General features: G+C 71.8%; 19 protein-coding genes and 1 riboswitch. Of the genes, 13 read left to right on the forward strand and 6 right to left on the reverse strand.

Annotated features, from left to right (window positions below):
- Positions 1 to 79 precede the first annotated feature (79 nt).
- The 4 genes from ACFE7W_RS13720 (at position 80) to acnA (ending at position 6,548) form a co-directional block, all read left to right on the forward strand.
- Positions 80 to 2,017: an APC family permease gene (locus ACFE7W_RS13720; RefSeq protein ID WP_375425556.1), complete on the forward strand. Its 1,938-nt coding sequence runs from the start codon at positions 80 to 82 to the stop codon at positions 2,015 to 2,017.
- Entirely contained in the window at positions 2,014 to 3,243 is a 1,230-nt protein-coding gene (locus ACFE7W_RS13725; protein ID WP_375425363.1) for a class I SAM-dependent RNA methyltransferase, read from the forward strand. The genes ACFE7W_RS13720 and ACFE7W_RS13725 overlap by 4 nt, the downstream gene beginning before the upstream one ends.
- Positions 3,244 to 3,269: 26 nt before the next feature.
- Positions 3,270 to 3,602 carry a hypothetical protein gene (locus ACFE7W_RS13730; protein WP_375425364.1) on the forward strand — a complete coding sequence of 111 codons (333 nt, stop codon included), beginning with the start codon at positions 3,270 to 3,272 and terminating at the stop codon, positions 3,600 to 3,602.
- Between the two features lie 132 nt (positions 3,603 to 3,734).
- Entirely contained in the window at positions 3,735 to 6,548 is a 2,814-nt protein-coding gene (gene acnA, locus ACFE7W_RS13735) for an aconitate hydratase AcnA (protein ID WP_375425365.1), read from the forward strand.
- Positions 6,549 to 6,581: 33 nt separating this feature from the next.
- Here acnA and ACFE7W_RS13740 read toward each other — a convergent pair whose 3' ends face one another.
- Complete coding sequence (locus tag ACFE7W_RS13740; protein WP_375425366.1) at positions 6,582 to 6,965, reverse strand: DUF3592 domain-containing protein; 384 nt, start codon at positions 6,963 to 6,965, stop codon at positions 6,582 to 6,584.
- Between the two features lie 52 nt (positions 6,966 to 7,017).
- Positions 7,018 to 8,133 carry an iron-containing redox enzyme family protein gene (locus ACFE7W_RS13745; RefSeq protein ID WP_375425367.1) on the reverse strand — a complete coding sequence of 372 codons (1,116 nt, stop codon included), beginning with the start codon at positions 8,131 to 8,133 and terminating at the stop codon, positions 7,018 to 7,020.
- A gap of 112 nt (positions 8,134 to 8,245) precedes the next feature.
- Here ACFE7W_RS13745 and ACFE7W_RS13750 point away from each other — a divergent pair, with 112 nt between their 5' ends.
- The 5 genes from ACFE7W_RS13750 to ACFE7W_RS13770 all read left to right on the forward strand — a co-directional run bounded on the left by ACFE7W_RS13750 (position 8,246) and on the right by ACFE7W_RS13770 (position 12,516).
- On the forward strand, positions 8,246 to 8,494 hold the full coding sequence (locus tag ACFE7W_RS13750; protein WP_375425368.1) for a CDGSH iron-sulfur domain-containing protein: 249 nt from the start codon (positions 8,246 to 8,248) through the stop codon (positions 8,492 to 8,494).
- Between the two features lie 219 nt (positions 8,495 to 8,713).
- On the forward strand, positions 8,714 to 9,328 hold the full coding sequence (locus ACFE7W_RS13755) for a hypothetical protein (protein ID WP_375425369.1): 615 nt from the start codon (positions 8,714 to 8,716) through the stop codon (positions 9,326 to 9,328).
- A gap of 149 nt (positions 9,329 to 9,477) precedes the next feature.
- Positions 9,478 to 9,589, forward strand: a riboswitch (TPP riboswitch).
- Between the two features lie 26 nt (positions 9,590 to 9,615).
- Positions 9,616 to 10,248, forward strand: coding sequence for an ECF transporter S component (locus tag ACFE7W_RS13760; RefSeq protein ID WP_375425370.1), 633 nt, complete (start codon positions 9,616 to 9,618; stop codon positions 10,246 to 10,248).
- A complete protein-coding gene (locus ACFE7W_RS13765) occupies positions 10,249 to 11,709 on the forward strand; it encodes an ABC transporter ATP-binding protein (protein WP_375425371.1) in 1,461 nt (486 codons plus the stop codon).
- 24 nt (positions 11,710 to 11,733) lie between these two features.
- A complete protein-coding gene (locus ACFE7W_RS13770) occupies positions 11,734 to 12,516 on the forward strand; it encodes an energy-coupling factor transporter transmembrane component T family protein (RefSeq protein WP_375425372.1) in 783 nt (260 codons plus the stop codon).
- Positions 12,517 to 12,616: 100 nt separating this feature from the next.
- On the opposite strand, the gene ACFE7W_RS13775 is transcribed toward ACFE7W_RS13770, so the two are convergent.
- The 3 genes from ACFE7W_RS13775 to ACFE7W_RS13785 form a co-directional block, all read right to left on the reverse strand.
- Positions 12,617 to 13,549, reverse strand: coding sequence for a manganese catalase family protein (locus tag ACFE7W_RS13775; RefSeq protein ID WP_375425373.1), 933 nt, complete (start codon positions 13,547 to 13,549; stop codon positions 12,617 to 12,619).
- A 71-nt stretch (positions 13,550 to 13,620) separates the two neighbouring features.
- Positions 13,621 to 15,531, reverse strand: a complete 1,911-nt coding sequence (locus ACFE7W_RS13780; protein WP_375425374.1) for a PKD domain-containing protein — start codon at positions 15,529 to 15,531, stop codon at positions 13,621 to 13,623.
- Between the two features lie 42 nt (positions 15,532 to 15,573).
- Positions 15,574 to 15,960, reverse strand: a complete 387-nt coding sequence (locus ACFE7W_RS13785; RefSeq protein ID WP_375425375.1) for a hypothetical protein — start codon at positions 15,958 to 15,960, stop codon at positions 15,574 to 15,576.
- 464 nt (positions 15,961 to 16,424) lie between these two features.
- On the opposite strand from ACFE7W_RS13785, the gene ACFE7W_RS13790 reads away from it, so the two are divergent.
- Together ACFE7W_RS13790 and ACFE7W_RS13795 are read left to right on the forward strand one after the other, a co-directional pair.
- On the forward strand, positions 16,425 to 17,168 hold the full coding sequence (locus tag ACFE7W_RS13790; protein WP_375425376.1) for a hypothetical protein: 744 nt from the start codon (positions 16,425 to 16,427) through the stop codon (positions 17,166 to 17,168).
- 38 nt (positions 17,169 to 17,206) lie between these two features.
- On the forward strand, positions 17,207 to 17,374 hold the full coding sequence (locus ACFE7W_RS13795) for a hypothetical protein (protein ID WP_375425377.1): 168 nt from the start codon (positions 17,207 to 17,209) through the stop codon (positions 17,372 to 17,374).
- A 15-nt stretch (positions 17,375 to 17,389) separates the two neighbouring features.
- On the opposite strand, the gene ACFE7W_RS13800 is transcribed toward ACFE7W_RS13795, so the two are convergent.
- A complete protein-coding gene (locus ACFE7W_RS13800) occupies positions 17,390 to 17,797 on the reverse strand; it encodes an HIT family protein (RefSeq protein WP_375425378.1) in 408 nt (135 codons plus the stop codon).
- Between the two features lie 76 nt (positions 17,798 to 17,873).
- Between ACFE7W_RS13800 and ACFE7W_RS13805 the strand changes: the two genes are divergently transcribed.
- Together ACFE7W_RS13805 and dxs are read left to right on the forward strand one after the other, a co-directional pair.
- Complete coding sequence (locus ACFE7W_RS13805) at positions 17,874 to 18,242, forward strand: hypothetical protein (RefSeq protein ID WP_375425379.1); 369 nt, start codon at positions 17,874 to 17,876, stop codon at positions 18,240 to 18,242.
- Between the two features lie 67 nt (positions 18,243 to 18,309).
- Complete coding sequence (gene dxs / locus ACFE7W_RS13810) at positions 18,310 to 20,274, forward strand: 1-deoxy-D-xylulose-5-phosphate synthase (protein ID WP_375425380.1); 1,965 nt, start codon at positions 18,310 to 18,312, stop codon at positions 20,272 to 20,274.
- Positions 20,275 to 20,276: the final 2 nt, after the last annotated feature.

Below are 20,276 nucleotides of genomic sequence, written 5' to 3' on the forward strand. Positions count from 1 at the left end.
GTGAGAGTCTGTCTGCGTGGCCACCCTGTCGGACATCGGCAAGCGTCTGCTGGTCGGTCGTAAGCTGCGCAGCAGCCAGATGGGCGAGACGCTGCTGCCCAAGCGGATCGCGCTCCCCGTCTTCGCCTCCGACGCGCTGTCCTCGGTGGCGTACGCGCCGGACGAGATCCTGCTGACGCTGTCCCTCGCGGGGCTGGCGGCCTACTCGTTCTCGTGGAAGATCGCGATCGCGGTCGCCGTGGTGATGCTCGTCGTGGTCGCCTCCTACCGGCAGAACGTGCACGCCTACCCCTCGGGCGGTGGCGACTACGAGGTCGCGACCACCAACCTCGGCGCCAACGCCGGACTCACGGTGGGCAGCGCGCTGCTGGTCGACTACGTGCTCACCGTCGCCGTCTCGATCTCCTCCGGAGTCTCCAACGCCAAATCCGTCCCGTTCCTGCACTTCCTGGACGGCCATGAGGCCCTGGCCGCCTCGGTCGCGGTCGTCGTGCTGATGGCGCTGAACCTGCGCGGGGTGCGCGAGTCCGGCGGGGTGTTCGCCGTCCCGACCTACTGCTTCATGTTCGGCATCATCGTCATGGTCGCCTACGGGCTGTTCCGCATCCTGGTGCTGAAGCAGCCGCTGGTGGCCGAGAGCGCCCAGTACGGCATCGCGCCGGACCCCAAGTACGCGGCGTTCTCCGGCTTCGCCATGGTCGCGCTGCTCGCCCGGACGTTCTCCTCGGGCTGTGCCGCGCTGACCGGGGTGGAGGCGATCAGCAACGGCGTGCCGGCCTTCCAGAAGCCGAAGAGCAAGAACGCGGCCACCACGCTCGCGCTGCTCGGCGGGGTCGCGGTCACCATGGTGATCGGGGTCGTCGTGCTGGCCCACCTCACCGGGCTCAAGCTGATCGACGCGGGCCGCTCGTACTACACGCTGAACGGTGCCCGGGTCGACGTGATCGAGAAGACCGGCATCGCGCAGCTGGCCGACGTGGTGTTCTCCGGCTTCCGGCCGGGCTTCTACTTCGTGATCGCCTCGACCTTCATCATCTTGTTCCTGGCCGCGAACACCGCGTTCAACGGCTTCCCCGTGCTGGGCTCGATCCTGGCCCGGGACGGGTACCTGCCGCGGCAGCTGCACACCCGCGGCGACCGGCTCGCCTACAGCAACGGCATCCTCGTCCTGGCGGTGATGGCCATCGTGCTGATCGTGGCCTTCAAGGCCGACGTCACCAGCCTGATCCAGCTGTACGTCGTCGGGGTGTTCGTCTCGTTCACGGTCAGCCAGCTGGGCATGCTCCGGCACTGGACGCGGCTGCTCAAGAGCGAGACGGACCCGGCCACCCGGCGCCGGATGCGTCGCTCGCGCGTGATCAACGCGGTCGGGCTCACGATGACCGGCACGGTCCTGGTCATCGTGCTGCTCAGCAAGTTCCTGCAGGGCGCCTACATCGCCATCATCGCGATGGCCGCGATCTTCGTGCTGATGAAGGCGATCCGCCGGCACTACGACAGCGTGGCCGAGGAGACGGCCTGGGACTCCAGCCAGGACCGGATGCTGCCCAGCCGCGTGCGGGCGATCGTGCTGGTCTCCAAGCTGCACCGGCCGACGCTGCGGGCGCTGGCCTTCGCCAAGGCGGCCCGGCCGAGCTCGTTGGAGGCGATTACCGTCGACGTGGACGAGGAGGAGACCGCTCGGCTCGTCGACGCGTGGGAGCAGGCGGGCATCCCCGTCCCGCTCAAGGTCGTCGCCTCGCCGTACCGGGAGGTGACCAACCCGATCCTGGACTACGTGAAGAACGTGCGCACCGAGAGCCCGCGCGACGTCGTCACCGTCTACATCCCCGAGTACGTGGTCGGTCACTGGTGGGAGCAGATCCTGCACAACCAGAGCGCGCTGCGACTGAAGGGCCGGCTGCTCTTCACCCCCGGCGTGATGGTCACCTCGGTGCCCTACCTGCTGGCCTCCTCGGGCAAGGCCAAGGAACGGTTGGAGCGGGAAAGCCTCACCGGCAACGCCCGCCGCCGGTGAGCCCGTCGACGACCCCGACCCGCACGGGCGGCCGGCTGCTCGGTCCGGTGGACGTCGGCCCGGTCGCGCATGGCGGGCACTGCGTGGCCCGGCTCGACCCCGAGCCCGGCCAGGAGCGGGGCCGGGTGCTGTTCGTCCGGCACACCCTGCCCGGTGAGCGGGTGCTCGTCCGGGTCACCGACGACAGCCACGCCTCGTTCTGGCGGGCGGACGCCGTGGAGGTCGTAAGGCCCAGCCCGGACCGGGTCGAGCCGACCTGCCCGGTCGCCGGGCCCGGGCTGTGCGGCGGCTGCGACTTCCAGCACGTGGACCTGGACGCCCAGCGCCGGCTGAAGACGGCCGTGGTGGCCGAGCAGCTGCAGCGCCTGGCCGACATCGACTGGAGGGGCGAGGTGGTCGGCGTCAGCACGCCGGAGACCGTCGACGGGCTGCACTGGCGGACGCGGATGCGCTACCACGTCGACGACGAGGGACGGGCGGCCCTGCGCGGCCATCGCTCCCACGAGCTGGTCGTGCTGCCCGCCGACGGCTGCCCGATCGCGGACCGGCGGACCCCGACCGTGGTCGGGCAGCGCTGGCCGACCGGCAGCGAGCTGGTCACCGCCGCCGCACCCGGGCAGAACGCGTTGCTGCTCGACGGGCGGGTGCAGCAGGGATCGGCCGAGCTGACCGAGCAGGCCGCCGGACGCAGCTGGACGGTGGCGGCCGACGGCTTCTGGCAGGTGCACCCGGCCGCCGCGGCCACGCTGGTGGCCGCCGTGCTCGAGGGCCTGGAGCCTCGTCAGGGCGAGCGGGCCTTCGACCTCTACTGCGGGGTCGGGCTGTTCGCCGGCGCGTTGGCCGACGCGGGCTGTGAGGTGTGGGGCCTCGAGCTCGGCCACCGGGCCATCCTGACCGCCCGTCAGAACCTGGGCGACGTGTCCGAGCGGGTGCACCTGCGCGCCGACCGGGTGGAGCGCGGTCTCGCCCGCCTGCCCCGGCGCGCCGACCTGGTGGTGCTCGACCCGCCGCGCAGCGGGGCCGGGAAGCAGGTGATGGCGGCGTTGCTCGACCGTCACCCCCGCGCCGTGGCCTACGTCGCGTGCGACCCGGCGGCCCTGGCGCGCGACCTGGGCACCGCCGCGCGCCTCGGGTACGCCGCCGTCGACATCCGGGGGTTCGACCTGTTCCCGATGACCCAGCACGTGGAGTGCGTGGCGATCCTGGCCCCCCAGGGGCCGAACTGACCTCGTCGGCCCGCCAGACTGGGCCGATGAGTCGACCGTGGCGACTGGGCCTGGCCGCCCTGCTGGTCCTCGTGGCCCTGCTCGCCGTGCCCGTCGCCCTGGACGGGGCCACCACGCACTACCTGCTGCCCTCGCGGGAGGGGCCGGCCACCAGCCACACGGCCGTCTTCGGGCCCGGAGTGGTCGCCGCGGCGCTGTCCGCTGCGGTCGCCCTGGCGACGCTGGCCTGGCTCCTGGTGAACCTGCTGAGCCGGGCCGGCCGGCCGACGCGTTGGCCCTGGGTGCTCGTCGGCGGCCTGGTGGTCCTCGACCTGGTCGTCGTGGCCGCGGTCGGGGCGCTGCCGCACCCGGCCTTCTAGGGGCGGTGCCGCCCGAGCAAGGGCACCCTTGCCTGGTCGACGCCGTCGCGATGAGGGAGGCTGGACACAGGTCACGGGCACGCGTCAGCGTGATATCTTGACGTCAAGATACTTTGCTTGCGAGGAGGCATGATGGGTGACGGCACGAGTGTCGACAGCTTCGGTGCGAGGGCGACGCTGGAGGTGGGGGAGCGGTCGTACGAGATCTTCCGGCTGGACGCCGTCGAGGGCTCGGACCTCCTGCCGTACAGCCTGAAGATCCTGCTGGAGAACTTGCTGCGGACCGAGGACGGCGCGAACATCACCGCCGACCAGATCCGTGAGCTGGCCGGCTGGGACGCGACGGCCGACCCGAGCCATGAGATCCAGTTCACCCCGGCGCGGGTGATCATGCAGGACTTCACCGGCGTGCCGTGCGTGGTCGACCTGGCCACCATGCGCGAGGCGATGGCCGACCTCGGCGGCGACGCGAGCCTCATCAACCCGCTCGCCCCGGCCGAGCTGGTGATCGACCACTCCGTCATCGCCGACGTCTTCGGCACCTCCGACGCCTTCGCCCGCAACGTCGAGATCGAGTACGGCCGCAACCGGGAGCGCTACCAGTTCCTGCGCTGGGGTCAGACCGCGTTCGACGACTTCAAGGTCGTGCCGCCCGGCACCGGCATCGTGCACCAGGTCAACATCGAGCACCTTGCCCGGGTGATCTTCCCGCGCACCGTGTCGACAGATGGCGGCGACGGCGTCACCTACGCCTACCCCGACACCTGTGTCGGCACCGACTCGCACACCACGATGGTCAACGGCCTGGGCGTCGTCGGCTGGGGCGTCGGCGGGATCGAGGCGGAGGCGGCCATGCTCGGTCAGCCCGTCTCGATGCTGATCCCGCGGGTCGTCGGATTCAAGCTGTCCGGGGTGATGCCCGAGGGCGCGACCGCCACGGACCTGGTGCTGACCATCACCGAGATGCTGCGCCAGCACAAGGTGGTGGGCAAGTTCGTCGAGTTCTACGGGCCGGGTGTCTCCGCGGTGCCCCTGGCCAACCGGGCGACCATCGGCAACATGAGCCCCGAGTACGGCTCGACCATCGCCGTCTTCCCGATCGACAGCCTGACGACGGACTACCTGCGGCTGACCGGGCGCAGCGAGGAGCAGATCGCCCTCGTCGAGAGCTACGCCAAGACCCAGGGACTGTGGCACGACGACGACCGCGAGCCCGTGTACTCCGAGTACCTCGAGCTGGACCTCTCCACGGTCGTCCCGAGCATCGCCGGGCCCAAGCGTCCGCAGGACCGCGTCGTGCTCGCCCACGCCAAGCAGGGCTTCCGCGAGGCGCTCACCGCGTACGTGCCGGACGACCTGACCGGGGTCGACGAGTCCTCGGCCGAGAGCTTCCCGGCCTCGGACAGCCCGAGCCACTCCGGCGAGGCCGCCGAGGACCCGCAGGAGTTCGGCGAGGCCGTCGCTGCCGATATCGGCCGGCCCTCCAAGCCCACCCGGGTCACCCTCGAGGACGGCAGCTCCTTCGAGCTCGACCACGGCGCGGTGACCATCGCCTCGATCACCTCCTGCACCAACACCTCCAACCCGAGCGTGATGATCGGCGCGGCCCTGGTGGCCAAGAAGGCGGTTGAGCGCGGGCTGAGCCGCAAGCCCTGGGTCAAGACCACGCTCGCCCCGGGCTCGAAGGTCGTGACCGACTACTACGACCGCTCCGGCCTCACCCCGTACCTGGACAAGATCGGCTTCAACCTGGTCGGCTACGGCTGCACCACCTGCATCGGCAACTCCGGTCCGCTGATCCCCGAGGTCAGCGCCGCCGTCAACCAGAGCGACCTCGCGGTGGTCGCGGTGCTCTCGGGCAACCGCAACTTCGAGGGCCGGATCAACCCGGACATCAAGATGAACTACCTGGCCTCTCCGCCGCTGGTGGTGGCGTACGCCCTCGCGGGCACGATGGACATCGACCTGATGTCGGACCCGCTCGGTACCGATGAGAAGGGCGAGCCCGTCTACCTGCGCGACGTCTGGCCCACCGAGGCCGAGATCTCTGAGGTCGTCGGCTCCGCGATCGGCCAGGAGATGTTCCTCGAGTCCTACGCGGACGTGTTCGCGGGCGACCAGCAGTGGCAGTCGCTGCCCACGCCGGAGGGCCAGGTCTTCGCCTGGGACCCGGACTCGACGTACGTGCGCAAGCCTCCGTACTTCGACGGGATGCCCGCCGAGCCGCAGCCGGTGACCGACATCAGTGGCGCACGGGTGCTGTTGCTGCTGGGTGACTCGATCACGACCGACCACATCTCCCCGGCCGGCTCGATCAAGGCCGACGGCCCGGCCGGTGCCTACCTGAGCGAGCACGGGGTGGCCCGGGGTGACTTCAACTCCTACGGGTCCCGCCGGGGCAACCACGAGGTGATGATCCGGGGCACCTTCGCCAACATCCGGCTGCGCAACCAGCTGGCGCCGGGCACCGAGGGCGGCTTCACCCGGGACTTCACCCTCGACGGCGGCCCGGTCAGCACGATCTACGAGGCCTCCGAGCACTACCTGGCCGAGGGGACCCCGCTGGTCATCCTCACCGGCGTCGAGTACGGCTCGGGCTCCTCGCGCGACTGGGCGGCCAAGGGCACGGCCCTGCTGGGGGTCAAGGCGGTCATCGCCCAGTCCTACGAGCGCATCCACCGCTCGAACCTGATCGGGATGGGCGTGCTGCCGCTCCAGTTCCCCGAGGGGGCCAGCGCGGCGTCGCTCGGGCTCACCGGGGAGGAGACGATCTCGATCACGGGCGTCACCGCGCTCAATGACGGGGCCACCCCGACGACCGTGACCGTGAAGGCGGGGGACGTCGTCTTCGAGGCGACGGTCCGGATCGACACCCCGGGCGAGGCGGACTACTACCGCAACGGCGGGATCATGCAGTACGTGCTGAGGTCGCTGCTCAAGCGCTGAGGCTCGTCCCGGAGCTGAGCGGGCCGGCTCGGCTCAGAGCCTGCTCAGCACCACGACCAAGAGGCCGAAGGCGGCGAGGCCGAGGCCGACCCGGCTGCCGCCGCCGTTCCCTGCGCTGACCAGCGCGTCGTCCGGGTCGTCGGGGTTCACCAGCACCTCGACCTCGCGGCCGACCGGGTCGGTGACCGCGTAGTAGCGGTTCCAGAAGGTGGCCTCCCGGCCGTCGCGCCGGTAGGTCACCTGGTAGCGGATCTTGCCGTCGTCGAGCCTGCTGGTCACGACCCGGCCGGGATAGCTTGGCCACTCGGCGCGGCGGCGGCGGTCGCGCAGCAGCAGGACGAGCCCGAGGACCATCAGCAGCAGCCCGACGGCGAGCTCGACCAGGGCCAGTCCGGGCATCAGGTGCGAGAGGGGCACCGGCTGATCGTACGGGCCCGCGGGCCCGCGGGCCGGCGGGTGTCGGCGTAGGTCAGTCCTGCGCCAGGCGGACGGGCTGCTGCCAGACCTGCTGGAGAGCACGGTCAAGGGGCTCGACCGTCGGCCGCAGAGCGGAGCCACCCGCGTCCCATGCGGTGACCAGCATGGTGCCCAGGGCCGCGTCGATGGCGAGGGCGGCGGCCGCGCCGAAGAGGATGTCGGCGACGAGCTCGGGCCGGTCCAGGGCCAGCCGGCCGGCCAGGTCGTGCGCCGCGATCTGCTCGTGCACGGCGTCGGCCTCGATGTGCTCGTCGAAGAACCGGGTGGTCGACTCGTCGAGGCCGAGGCGGCGCAGCCCGTTGCCGTAGCGCCTCATCGGCTGCGACGAGGTCATCTCCAGCGCCGCGAGGTGGCCGACGGCCGCGCCGACCAGGCGCCGGTGCAGGCCGAACAGGGTCATCGTGTTGGCCCAGGCCAGGGTCAGGGCCGGGACGTCGTCGACGTAACGGCCGTAGCGGTCGTCCAGCCCGAGGCCGCGCATCGCGTCGGCGAAGAGAGCCGCGTGCATCCACTCCGGCCGCCCGCCGCCGTACTCGTCGGCCTGGATCTCCACCAGGGCGGCCTTGGGTGCACCGGCCAGCCGGGGGATCGCCCAGGTGTGGGGGTCGGCCTCCTTGAGGTGGTAGACGGAGCGGTGCACCAGGTACTCGGCGTACTGCTCACGGGTGCCGCTCCGGGCCAGCCGACGGGACAGGCTCGGCCCGTCGTCGGCGCGGACAACGGCGCCCAGGGCGTCCGGCACGTCGGCCGGGTCCGGCAGCTCGGGCAGGCGGTCGGCGACCAGCGTCCGCAGGGCCTGTTCGGTCGCGTCCTCGAGCACGGCGGCCAGCGCCACCAGGTCGGGGTGCCACTCCCAGTGGTCGTCGACGCCTGGCCAACCCTGGTGGTGCAGCTCGTGCAGGACCAGCAACGTGAGCTGCAGGTCGTCGTCGGCCAGGACGTCCGGTGACCCGGCCACCAGCCGGCGTGCCGCCGCCGCCAGCCGTGGTGCAGGCGTGGGGTCCTCGCCCAGCACGTAGAGCAGCTGAGCGCTCAGCGGGCCCCGCGCCTGTGGGGTACCGCCCGCTCGGCCCGCGGTCGACTCCGACGGCGATGTGCGTCGTTGCATGGTGGAGTTCCTACCCTCTGTCCAGCCGGCGAACCGCGCCCGGTCGGCGCGGACAGGGGCCCGAAACAGGCCGGGCGCGTTTGCCGCGTCGGCCCTCGGGTACCTCCCCGACGTGACTTCTGGTGGCGGGCGGGACCGGGATGCGCAGATCACGATCTACCCTGGCGGGCCGGCGCTGGTCCGCGGGGAGGTCGAGATCGTGCAGCCCGACGGGACGCCGCTACCCCGACGCCGGCGCACGGTGGCCCTGTGCCGCTGCGGCCACAGCGGGCTGATGCCCTTCTGTGACGGCACCCACAAGGTCGTCTGGCAGCCGGGCCGAGAGACCGCTGCGGCGCGCCGGGTAGCCGCTGAGGAGTGACCGAGCGGTCCCTCCGGCTGGGCCTGGGCGACCCCGACCGTCAGCCCTGAGCCGATCCTGAGGAAGCCACGAGGTGGCTCCACAACTGAGGTCCTCCTGAGCGAGGTCTGCGTGCTTGACACCGGTGTCACTGAGGCTGTCGCGGCAATGTTCTCAGCACGGACGCAGCGTCCGACCGGACCAGATCCGGACCGAACACCCAGCCTCAGGAGCCCCCCGATGTCCAACACCTCCGCCGCCCGCCCCACCGCCCGCGCCGCCAAGATCGCCAAGCTCGCCGTCATCCCCGTGGCCCTGATCGCCTCCGGGATCGTCGTCTCGCAGGCTTCCTACTCCGCCTACTCGGCCACCACCACCAACCCGACCAGCAACTGGTCCTCGGGCACCGTCAACCTGACCGACGACGACAGCAACGCCGCGATGTTCTCCGCCACCAACCTCAAGCCCGGCTCCACCGGCAGCAAGTGCATCGTGGTCACCTCGACCGGCTCGCTGGCCTCCTCGGTCAAGCTGTACGCCACCAACGCCACCACCACGAAGGCGCTCGCCTCCTCGATCAACCTCACGATCACCCAGGGCACCGGCGGCAGCTTCGGCTCCTGCTCCGGCTTCACCGCCGCTGCGACCAGCTCCAGCGTCTTCAGCGGCACCGCCGACAGCTTCGGCTCGACGGCCACCAGCTACGCCACCGGCGTCGGCGCGTGGACCCCGACCGGCACCGCGAACGAGTCCCGCACCTACAAGATCGACTACACCCTCGCCGCCAACGCGCCCGACTCCACCCAGGGCGGCACCGCGGCCATGGCTCTCACCTGGGAGGCCCAGAACAGCTGATGCCGGTCCGGCCAACCGCACGACCCGCACGACCGGTACGACCGGCAGGACCCGCACGACCCGCACGACCCGCAGAACCCGCACGAACCGCCGCACCACCCCTCGCGCTGACGCCGACGCCAATCCTCCGGCCACGCTGACGTAGGGTGGTCAGCGAACACGGGAGTCCGGTGTAGCCGGGCTGAGAGGAAGGTTCTCCAACCTTCGACCGTCGAACCTGATCTGGGTCATGCCAGCGCAGGGAGGCCCTCTTGACCATTCCCCGTGTCCTCAGGAGAGGACATCTGATGAGCACCACCTCCACCGACGAGACCGCGACCGTTCCCCCCCGCGCTCCGCGCACCTGGCGCTGGCGGGTGGTGGACATTGTCGTGGCCAGCGTGATCGGCGTCGCCCTCGGCGTGGTCTTCTTCGTCTGGGGCTTTGCCTACACCGGCCTGGAGGCGCCGCTCAAGGCCCTGCTGCCCGGGGCCAGCGCCTTCACCGAGGGGGTCTGGCTGGTCGGCGCGGTGCTCGGCGGGCTGCTGGTCCGCAAGCCGGGCGCGGCGATCTACGTCGAGCTGCTCGCCGCGGTCGTCGAGGCGCTGATCGGCGGCCAGTGGGGCCTGCTGACCCTGGTCTCCGGCCTGGTCCAGGGCCTCGGGGCCGAGATCGTCTTCGCGATCTTCGGCTACCGCGTCTTCCGGCTCCCGGTGGCCTGGCTGGCCGGGGCGGGGGCCGGAGCCGGTCTCGCGGTGTTCGAGCTGAACGCCTACTACGCCGGCAGCGGCTCACTCTTCGCGACGGTGTTCACCGTGAGCGCGATCCTCGGCGGGGCCGTGCTCGCCGGCACCCTCTCCTGGCTGGCGGTCCGGGCTCTGGCCGGCACCGGCGCGCTGAGCCGTTTCGCCGCCGGTCGGAACACGCGGCAGCTGGTCTAGGTGCCGGCTCGGGTCGTCGCGCAGGGCTGGGGTTGGCGGCACGCCGGGCGCCGGGCCTGGGCCCTCCGCGACCTCGACCTGGTGGTCGAGCCGGAGGAGCGGGTGCTGCTGCTCGGTGCTTCCGGGGCCGGCAAGTCCACTTTGGTGCACGCTCTGGCCGGCGTCCTCGGCGGTGAGGAGGCCGGTGAGGAGCAGGGTCGGCTGACCCTCGACGGGCTGGACCCGCGGCTGGCTCGCGGCCGGGCCGGCCTGGTGCTGCAGGACCCCGACTCGCAGGTCATCCTGGCCCGCGTCGGAGACGACGTCGCATTCGGGTGTGAGAACCTCGGCGTCCCGCGCGAGCAGATCTGGACCCGCGTCCATGACGCGTTGGACGCGGTCGGGCTGGCTCTGCGGCTCGACCACCCCACGGTCAGGCTCTCGGGCGGGCAGCAGCAGCGGCTGGCCCTGGCCGGCGTCCTCGCGATGCAGCCGGGCCTGCTGCTGCTGGACGAGCCGACGGCCAACCTCGACCCGGACGGTGTCCGCAAGGTCCGCGACGCCGTCGAGCGGGTGCTGCGGCGCACCGCGGCCACGCTGGTCGTGGTGGAGCACCGCATCGCGACCTGGCTGCCGCTGGTCGACCGCGTCGTCGTGCTCGGTCCGGCCGGGGTGCTGGCGGACGGGTCGCCGGCTGAGGTGCTGGCCGCTCGCGGTCGTGAGCTCGCCGCCGGAGGAGTGTGGGTGCCCGGGCACCCGCCGTCGGTACCGACCCGGAAGCCGGCCCGCGACGCGGAGACGCTGCTGAGCGCCGAGGATCTGACGGTGGGCCGCGAAGGACGCGTGGTCCGCAGCGAGCTGGAGGTCGCGCTGACGGCGGGCTCGTCGGTCGCGCTGACCGGGGCCAACGGCGTCGGCAAGTCGACGCTGGCCCTGACGCTGGCCGGGCTGCTGCCCCCCCTGGCGGGTCGGGTCCGGGCCGCCCCGCTGCTCGCCGCGGGCGCGGGACCGGACCCGCACCGGTGGCGCTCGCGCGAGCTGGTCGAGCGCGTCGGCGTCGTGTTTCAGGAGCCGGAGCACCAGTTCCTGACCAGCTCCGTCCAGGCCGAGCTCGAGGTGGGCCTGCGCGCCACCCGACGGCTGGACGAGGCCGGTCGGCGGCGGGCGGGTGAGCTGCTCGAGCGGCTGCGGCTGAGCCGGTTGGCCCGGGCGAACCCGTTCACCTTGTCGGGTGGGGAGAAGCGGCGGCTGTCGGTGGCCACGGTGCTCGCCACCTCGCCGTCCCTGCTGGTGCTGGACGAGCCGACCTTCGGCCAGGACGCGCTCACCTGGGCCGAGCTGGTCCGGCTGCTCGGTGACCTGTTGGACGAGGGCCGGACGGTGCTGTCGGTCACCCACGACCTCGACTTCGTCACCGCGGTGGCCGACACCGAGCTCGCCCTGCTGCCGGCCGGTGGCCTCCGGACGGGCCAGCCCACATGAGCCGAGACCGATGAGCGGTCAGCAATGAGCCTGTTGACCTTCGAGCCCGGCCCGCAACGCATCTTCACGGTGAACCCGGTGGCCAAGATCGCCGGCTTGGCCGTGCTGACGGTGTGCCTGCTGCTCAGCCTCGACTGGCTGTCCGCGGCCGTCGCGGTGGCCGGTGAGCTGGTGCTCTTCTGGGCGGCCGGCCTGCGCTCGAGCGGGCTGTGGCGGCGCACCGTGACCGTCTGGCTGGCCGCGCCGCTGGCCGGGGTGACCATGGCTCTGTACGGCCGCGCCTCGGGCGCCAGCTACCTGGAGCTCGGCTTCGTCCACGTCACCCAGGGCTCGCTGGCGATCGGGCTGGCCACCATGCTGCGCCTGGTGGCGATCGCGCTCCCGGCCGTGGTGCTGTTCGCCACGATCGACCCGACCGACCTGGCCGACGGGCTCGCCCAGCGGCTCGGGCTGCCGAGCCGTTTCGTCCTCGGGGGACTGGCGGGCCTGCGGCTGGTCGGGCTGTTCGTCTCCGACTGGCGCTCCCTCGAGCTGGCCCGGCGCGCCCGCGGGGTCGCTGACTCCGGACGCCTCCGGAGGCTGGTCGGCCAGGCGCTCGCCCTGCTGGTGCTGGCCGTCCGCCGGGGCACCAGGCTGTCCACCGCGATGGAGGCCCGGGGCTTCGATGGTCCTACGCCGCGCACCTGGGCCCGGCCGTCCCCGTTCGGGCCGGCGGAATGGCTCACGGTCGGCTGCGGCGTCGCCCTTGCCGCCCTCAGCCTGGCCGCCGCCCTGTCGGGCGGCACCTGGTCCTTTGTCCTGCGCTGACCCCACCTCCTCCACCACCCCTCCCCGAGTTGTCAGAAGCCAGTTGCCCCATGGGACAACTGGCTTCTGACAAGTCGGCTCCGAGCCCCTGCACATCGCCCTAGTGACCGGTGACGTCCTGCACGGCGGCGGTGACCTTCTCCACCACGTTCGGCTTGGGGTCGGTGCCGTAGAGGCGCGGGTCCGGCTGGGTGGGCGGGGGCATCGGGGCCGAGGTGGTCGGCCCGTCGTGGTAGGTGAACTCGCCCTTGCCGTCCGGGGTCGGGCCCGAGGCCCAGCTGCCCTCGGCGGCCGCCTTGCCGTCGGAGAAGTTGAGGTACTGGTAGGCCACCTCGGAGTGCTCGAGCTTCTGCGGGAAGTTGCTCGGTACCGGCAGCTGCTCCAGGCCCCCGGCCTGCAGCTCCGCGATGGCGGCGAGCCACTGGTTCTGGTGCATGGTGTCGCGGGCGACGAGGAAGCTCAGCAGGTCCTTGACGCCCTTGTCGTCGGTCATGTGGAACAGGCGCGCGGCCTGCACCCGGCCCTGCATCTCACCGTTGGCGTTGGCGTAGAAGTCGGCGAGCAGGTTGCCGCTGGCGGTGATGTAGCTGCCCTGCCAGGGGTTGCCGTTGCTGTCGACCGCGCGGGTGCCGGCGCCGGCGACGATGGCGTGCTGCACGTCGGTGCCGCCGATCACCGCCGCCATCACCGGATCGGAGTCGACCGTCGCCTGCTGGTCGGCATTCGGGTCCTTCTCGAGCAGCTGGGCGATCATGATCGCCAGCATCTCGACGTGGCCGAACTCCTCCGAGCCGATCCCGAACAGCAGGGCACGCCACTTGCCCGGGATGCGGGTGTTCCAAGCCTGGAAGCCGTACTGCATGGCGATGGTGATCTCGCCGGACGGGCCGCCGAGCACCTCCTGCAGCTTCCGGGCGTAGAGGGCATCGGTCTTGTCGGGTTTGGCCTTGAACTGCAGCTCTTGCTTGGGGAAGAACCTGGAACTCCTGGACGGAGTGGTGGGCGGGACACCGGTCCCAGCGCGACCACGCAAGGGCTCAACGCGGTCTGGTCCTCTGCTGGGGTCCCCGACCCCAGCCGGCCGAAACGACGCTCAGGTGCGACTCAGGGGGCGCTGACCACGAAGGAGTCGAGCTTCAGGGTGACCGGTGCGGTCGCCGAGCTGGAGAGGTAGGGGCCGATCGCGACCGACCCGGCCGCCTGCAGTCCGGCCGTCGAGTCGGTCGCCGAGCGGGCCCAGGTCGTCGGCTCCGGCGTCCCCACCTTCCACACCTTGGCCCGGACGGTGGTCGGGGAGGTCCCCGTCGTCTGCACCCGGACGTTCAGGGTGTCCCCGGGCGCGTAGGTCAGGCCGGCCGCCGTCGTCTCGGCAGCGAGCGACACGTCGCTGCCGGTCGCCGGTGTCCGGACGAGGGCGAGGCCGACGGCGCCGCTGCTGAGGATGCGCGTCTTGGCCGCGTACCCGCCCTGGCCGGTGACCCGCCGGCCGTAGGTGCTGACGTAGAGGCCGCTGCCGGTCGGCACGGCGTCCGTGCCGAAGGCCAGCCGGGCGTCCGTACCTGCCGCCGAGACCGAGCTCAGCGAGGCCAGGGGACCGCTGCCGACGGGAAGCTTGACGGTGCCCACGCCGTTGACGACCGCGTAGTTGGACGCGGACCCGCTCGTCGTCCACGCGCCGCCGGTCGGCGCGCTGCCGAGGCCGCCGGTGACCGTACGGGTGAACTGGTCGTCCACGTAGGTGGTGGTCGCCGGGGCGGTGGGAGCGACGTTCGCCGTCCGCTGCGCGGTGGCCCCGCCGTTGTCGGTGACGGTCAGGGTGACCGGGTAGCTGCCGGGGGTGGCGTAGCTGTGGCCGGGTGCGACGCCGGTACCCGTGGAACCGTCGCCGAAGTTCCAGGCGTAGGAGGCGATCGTGCCGTCGGGGTCGCTCGAGCCGGCCGCGTCGAACGTGCAGCTCAGGGCGGGGCAGCTGGAGGTGAAGGACGCGACGGGGGCGACGTTGGTGGGGGCTGGACGGCGGGTGAGGGTGAACGAGTCCGCCAGCGTGCCGCCGGCCGCCCTGACGAACGAGGCGCGCAGGGTGTCGGCCGTGGCGTGCACGTCCAGGAAGCCGTAGGTCGGGTTGCTGTTCAGCCCCGAGGACGAGGCGAAGTAGCGCGTCTCGGGGTCGGCCGCGTCGACGTCGTAGAGGAGCTGCCCGCCGGTGCCGACGACCATCGCCACGGTGCCGGCGCCGGCGGCGAAGCTCGAGTCGGCATCGGCCACGCAACCGGGGTTGTAGGTACCGGGGGTGAAGGTGGCGCAGCTGGTCGACAGCGCGAGCTGGTGGGTGCGCTGGTAGCTGTGCTCGTGGCCGGACAGGACCAGGTCGACCTTCTTGCTGAGCAGCAGGTTGAAGAGGTCGGAGCCGGAGTCGCAGGCGTACTTGCCGACGGTCACGCAGGGCTTGTGCATCCCGACGACCACCCACGGCACGCCGGAGCTGCGGGCGCTGTCGATGGCCTGGGCGGTCCACTGGTAGCGGGCCGAGCCGGCCGAGTAGTCCCAGGTGCCGTCCGGGTAGGTCAGCCCCGGCGAGATCATGATCATCCGCACGAGCGGGCGGCCGGCCGGCACGTCGACGTAGTACTGCTGGCCGTAGGTGCCGACGGCGCCGGGCAGCTGGTTGGGCAGGCAGGCGGAGAAGTCGTTGATGTTGCCGTTGAGGCCGTTGGACTCGTGGTTGCCGGACAGCAGCTCGAACGGGTAGCCCGTCCCGATCTTCGACGTCACGAAGTCGCACCAGCCCTGCTCGCCGCCGACCGCGCCGTAGGACATGTCCCCGAGCGCGAGAGTGGCGTCACCGCCGGTGGCGGCCAGAGCGGTGAGGACGGACCCGGTGTTGGTGGTCTGGGCGAAGTCACCGGCCGCCGTGAAGTGCACCTCGGGCACGGCCGGGGCGGCGGAGACCGACGTCCCGAGCAGCAGCAGGAACACGGCTCCGACCAGAGCTCGGAGCAGGACCCGGCGACGCATGGCCGACAACCTAACGCCTGCCGGTCCCCGGGAACGCCGTCGTTACCCGATCGCAGCCCAGCGGCGACGCGGGCCGACGGTGCTCCCGGCCTCCACGGCCCGGGCCAGCGCCGTCAGCTCGTGCTCGGTCCAGCGGCGGAGCGCCAACCGCTGAACCGGCCCGGGCAGCCAGGTCAGACGGCCGGCGACCGGCGCCGCGGAGAGGTGGGCGAGGACGCCGTGAGCGCCTGGTTCCACCTCGAGGCACCACTCGAGGACCGAGCCGTCGGGCAGCCGGGTGCGCCAGCAGGTGGTGCGGTCGGTGAGCGGCAGGTGGGCGCGCCACCGGGCGACCGGGACGACCGGGTCGGGGCCGGTGACGGGATGCTGCTGGGCGGCGTGCCCCAGGAGCCGCTCGGTGCTGCAGCGCACGAGGCTGTGACTCGTCACGGTTCCCCGATCCGGGCCTGCGCCCTGGTAGCTGCCGACCTCGCTCTGGCTACCCCGCCTGCGGCCGCTCAACCGCACGTGGCAGTCTGAGGGCGCCCTGAGGATTGACCAACATTTCCGCCGATCGTGTCGAACGTGGTCGACCGGCGTGTGAATCTTCAGCAGTCCGAGGACCGTACTGCCGCATCCTGTCGGGCTCCTGTGAGCCCGAAGGAACGGCGCCGCGTCCTTCCTTGCCCCCGACGACCGCGGCGTGACGGCTGCGGTCGACCCGGAACGGGGAAGCGGTCCGACGTTGGGGGACGAGCGGGCCGCTTCCCTCTGTTCCCCCTCACGTCGTCGTGCAGCTCGGCTGTGGCGTGTCCGTTGCTCGGTCCTGGCCTGTCAGTGAGTTGTCAGTGGCACCTCGTATCGTCCCTGCTGTCCGGATAGCCGTCCGGGAGGCCGAAGGGGAGGAGGTGTCGATGACCAAGGCGTTGGCCAAGACGCTCGCGGCGCTGCTCGCGGCCATGGCGGGCGCAGTGCTCGCCCTGAACGGCTCCCGCGTCCTGCACGCGTCCACCCGGGTGCTGGTGGCCAGCGTGGTCACCTCGGCGGCGCTGGCGGCCATCACCACCATCGGGTCGGCCTGGGGGGAGTGGCGAGGGCGGCGGCTGGCCGAGCGTCGCGAGCTCGCCGCCATCTCGCTGGAGGCGGTCGCCTGGGCGATCGTGGACCAGGTGGGGCACGGTCTGGACTACCGAGACCTCGGCGTGGCCGCGTACCGGCTCCGGCGACGGTGGTGGTGGCCCTTCGGCACCCGCCTCGTCCGGGTCGAGCGCGTGCGGCCGTCGCGGCGGCCCGTGGCCTCCCACGTCAGCTGGCGCCCCGGCAAGGGGGTGATCGGTGCCTGCGTGGCCAAGGGTGAGGTCGTCGCCGTCGACGTCGCCCAGATGTACCGCGACCTCGGCTCGCCGACCGAGCAGGAGTGGGAGTCCGTGCCCGCGGAGATCAGACAGGGCCTCAGCTACGCCGAGTACCTCGACGTACGCGACAAGTACGCCGTGGTGGTCGCGGCACCGATCATCGACGACGCGGGCCCGAGCGCCACCGTGGTCGGTTGCGTCGCCCTGGACGGCCCGGAGGGACGGTTCGCCGACCTCCAGAGCGACGAGGTCCTCGGCCTGCTCAACTTCACCGCCTCGACTCTGCTCCACCAGGTCCGATGACCGGTACCATCGAGAGCAAGTCCAGGAGAGGGAGAGCCATGGCGCCCGGCAACATCGCGAAGGCACGCGCATCGATCGTGACCAAGCCCGTCGTGCAGTCACGGTCAGCCACCCGCAAGCTCGTGTCGTCGTTGCGACGACTCGGAGCCGACGACGAGACGGTGGCCAAGGTCACCGGCCAGCCGCCGGTCCAGCCCGCCGGCTGAGGGCCGACCTCCCCGTCAGGCGAGCCGCTCCCGGATCAGCTCCGCGTAGGCCGCCATCTCGCCGTCGGCGTAGCGGGTCCGCGGCCAGAAGAAGCCTCGCAGCCCGTCCCCTTTGCTGCGCGGCACCACGTGCACATGGAGATGCGGTACGGACTGGCTGACGACGTTGTTGACCGCGACGAACGTCCCCTGCGCCCCGACCGCCTCGCCGAGAGCCCGGGCGACCCGCTGGGCGGCGCTCATGAGCGGCACCATCAACGCGGTCGGCAGCTCGAGCAGGGTGTCGACGTGCTGCACCGGCGAGACGAGCACGTGGCCCTTGAACACCGGGTGGTGGTCCAGGAACGCGACCACCTGCTCGTCGCGGAGGACGACGGCGGCTTCGATCTCGTCGCGGACGATCTGGCAGACGATGTCGGTCACGGGCTGATGGTAATGAACACGGTGCGGGGGGTCACTCCGCTACAATAGAACACATGTACGAACGATGGCAACGGCGATGACCGCGTTCACGCCTGCGGGCTGGCCCGACGGGGTCCGGCCGCCGGGTGCGCCCGACTGGGAGGCCACGGCGACCGCGTTCCTGTTCGACTGCTGCCCGGCGGACTTCCGGGCGTACGCCGTGCTGCGCCGACACCCGCCGGTGCTGGCCCGCTTCGCCGTCCACTTCGTGGCGGGGCAGGCCAGAGCCGCTCAGGAGGGCTTGGCGGCGGTCCGGACCAGCCTGCAGGGTCTGGTCGCGGTCGAGGTGGTCGAGTCGGCGGCCGAAGCCTGGCTCGAGCAGTCCGCGCGGCTGGCCCGGACGACGCGCGCCGTAAATCTGGTGGAGGAGGCGCTCCGAGGCCAGGTCTTCCGGCCGAGGCTGTGACCGTGCTGTGGCGCGCGTGGGCGGGTGAGCGACCACCCCCGGAGCGACCAGCACGTAAACTCGACCCATGTCACGCGCCTACGGACTGCTGAGCTCCCTTCACAGCCCCGAGGACCTACGAGCGCTCGACGGTGACCAGCTGGAGCAGCTGAGCTCGGAGATCCGGGCGTTCCTGATCCAGAACGTCAGCCAGACCGGCGGCCACCTCGGGCCCAACCTGGGCGTGGTCGAGCTGACCATCGCGATGCACCGCGTCTTCACCTCCCCCCGCGACCCGATGGTCTTCGACACCGGCCACCAGAGCTACGTGCACAAGATCCTGACCGGACGGCAGGCCTTGTTCCCGACGTTGCGCCAACGCGGCGGGCTGTCGGGCTACCCGAGCCAGGTCGAGTCCGAGCACGACTGGGTCGAGAACTCCCACGCCTCCACGGCCCTGTCCTACGCCGAGGGTCTGGCCAAGGCCAAGCGGCTGCAGCGCCAGCCCGGGACGGTCGTCGCTCTCGTCGGCGACGGGTCGCTCACCGGCGGGATGGCCTGGGAGGCGCTCAACAACATCGCAGCGTCGGACGACCTGCCGCTGGTCATCGTGGTCAACGACAACGGCCGTTCCTACACCCCGACGGTCGGCGGTCTGGCCAAGCACCTGACCGGGCTGCGGACGAACCCGCGCTACGAGCAGGTGCTCGACCTGGTCAAGCGCAGCGTCAGCAAGGCCCCGCTGGTGGGCACGGCGGCCTACGACGTGCTGCACGGGATCAAGAGCGGGCTGAAGGACGTGCTCGCGCCCCAGGGCATGTTCTCCGACCTGGGCCTGAAGTACGTGGGGCCGATCGATGGCCACGACGAGGCGGCCGTCGAGCGGGCGCTGGCGCAGGCGAAGCAGTACGGCGGCCCGGTGCTGCTGCACTGCCTCACCCACAAGGGGCACGGCTTCGCCGCGGCGGAGAACCACGAGGAGGACCATTTCCACGCCGTGGGCAAGATCGACGCCACTACCGGGGTGGCGCTGGGCGCCAAGGGCGGCCAGACCTGGACCGAGGTCTTCTCCACCGAGCTGGTCCGACTCGGTGAGGCCGACGAGCGGATCGTGGCCCTCACCGCGGCGATGACCTACCCCACCGGACTGCACCGTTTCGCCGCCGCCTTCCCGGAGCGCTTCTTCGACGTCGGCATCGCCGAGCAGCACGCCGTGACCTCGGCCGCCGGGATGGCGATGGGCGGGCTGCACCCCGTGATCGCGCTGTACGCGACGTTCCTCAACCGCGCGTTCGACCAGCTGCTGCTGGACGTGGCCATGCACCGCTGCGGGGTCACCTTCGTCCTCGACCGCGCCGGCGTCACCGGTCCGGACGGAGCCAGCCACCACGGCATGTGGGACATGTCGCTGGCCCAGCTGGTGCCCGGGCTGCACCTGGCCGCGCCTCGCGACGCCACCCGGCTCCGCGAGGCCCTGGCCCGCGCGGTGACCATCGACGACGCCCCGAGCGTGGTCCGCTACTCCAAGGACCCGGTGCCCGAGGAGCTGCCGGCCGCGGACCACCGCGACGGCGTCGACGTGCTGGTCCGGACCGACCAGCCGCGGGTGCTGGTGGTCGGTATCGGACAGCTGGTGGGGACGGCCGTCGCGGTGGGTCAACGGCTCTCCGACCAGGGCATCGGCGTCACGGTCGTCGACCCGGTCTGGGTGCTGCCGGTCAACCCGGCCCTGGTCGAGCTGGCGGCCGAGCACGAGCTGGTGATCACCATCGAGGACAACGGCGTGGTGGGCGGCTGCGGCTCCCGGCTGGCGCAGGAGCTGCGGTTCGCCGACGTGCGCACCCCGCTGCGAGAGTTCGGCATCGCCCAGGAGTTCCTGACCCACGGCAGCCGGTCGGAGCTGCTGGAGGAGCTCGGCCTGACTGCGCAGTCGATCGCCCGGTACGCCGTCGAGGCCACGCTGAGCCGGGAGAGCGACCCGGACCAGGAGGCTGATCCCGAGCCTCAGGGTCGGGCCGGCGAGCCTCACGAGCCGGCGGTCGACGGCCGCTGAGC

The organism is uncultured Friedmanniella sp., assembly GCF_964244285.1.
GTDB lineage: Bacteria > Actinomycetota > Actinomycetes > Propionibacteriales > Propionibacteriaceae > Microlunatus.

Bases quoted from the DNA above. Each gene is read 5' to 3' on its own strand.
- ACFE7W_RS13720 (WP_375425556.1), top strand. From the start codon at position 80: ATGGGCGAGACGCTGCTGCCCAAGCGGATCGCGCTCCCCGTCTTCGCC.
- ACFE7W_RS13730 (WP_375425364.1), top strand. From the start codon at position 3,270: ATGAGTCGACCGTGGCGACTGGGCCTGGCCGCCCTGCTGGTCCTCGTG.
- acnA (WP_375425365.1), top strand. From the start codon at position 3,735: ATGGGTGACGGCACGAGTGTCGACAGCTTCGGTGCGAGGGCGACGCTG.
- ACFE7W_RS13745 (WP_375425367.1), bottom strand. From the start codon at position 8,133: ATGCAACGACGCACATCGCCGTCGGAGTCGACCGCGGGCCGAGCGGGC.
- ACFE7W_RS13755 (WP_375425369.1), top strand. From the start codon at position 8,714: ATGTCCAACACCTCCGCCGCCCGCCCCACCGCCCGCGCCGCCAAGATC.
- ACFE7W_RS13760 (WP_375425370.1), top strand. From the start codon at position 9,616: ATGAGCACCACCTCCACCGACGAGACCGCGACCGTTCCCCCCCGCGCT.
- ACFE7W_RS13770 (WP_375425372.1), top strand. From the start codon at position 11,734: ATGAGCCTGTTGACCTTCGAGCCCGGCCCGCAACGCATCTTCACGGTG.
- ACFE7W_RS13780 (WP_375425374.1), bottom strand. From the start codon at position 15,531: ATGCGTCGCCGGGTCCTGCTCCGAGCTCTGGTCGGAGCCGTGTTCCTG.
- ACFE7W_RS13790 (WP_375425376.1), top strand. From the start codon at position 16,425: ATGACCAAGGCGTTGGCCAAGACGCTCGCGGCGCTGCTCGCGGCCATG.
- ACFE7W_RS13795 (WP_375425377.1), top strand. From the start codon at position 17,207: ATGGCGCCCGGCAACATCGCGAAGGCACGCGCATCGATCGTGACCAAG.
- ACFE7W_RS13805 (WP_375425379.1), top strand. From the start codon at position 17,874: ATGACCGCGTTCACGCCTGCGGGCTGGCCCGACGGGGTCCGGCCGCCG.
- dxs (WP_375425380.1), top strand. From the start codon at position 18,310: ATGTCACGCGCCTACGGACTGCTGAGCTCCCTTCACAGCCCCGAGGAC.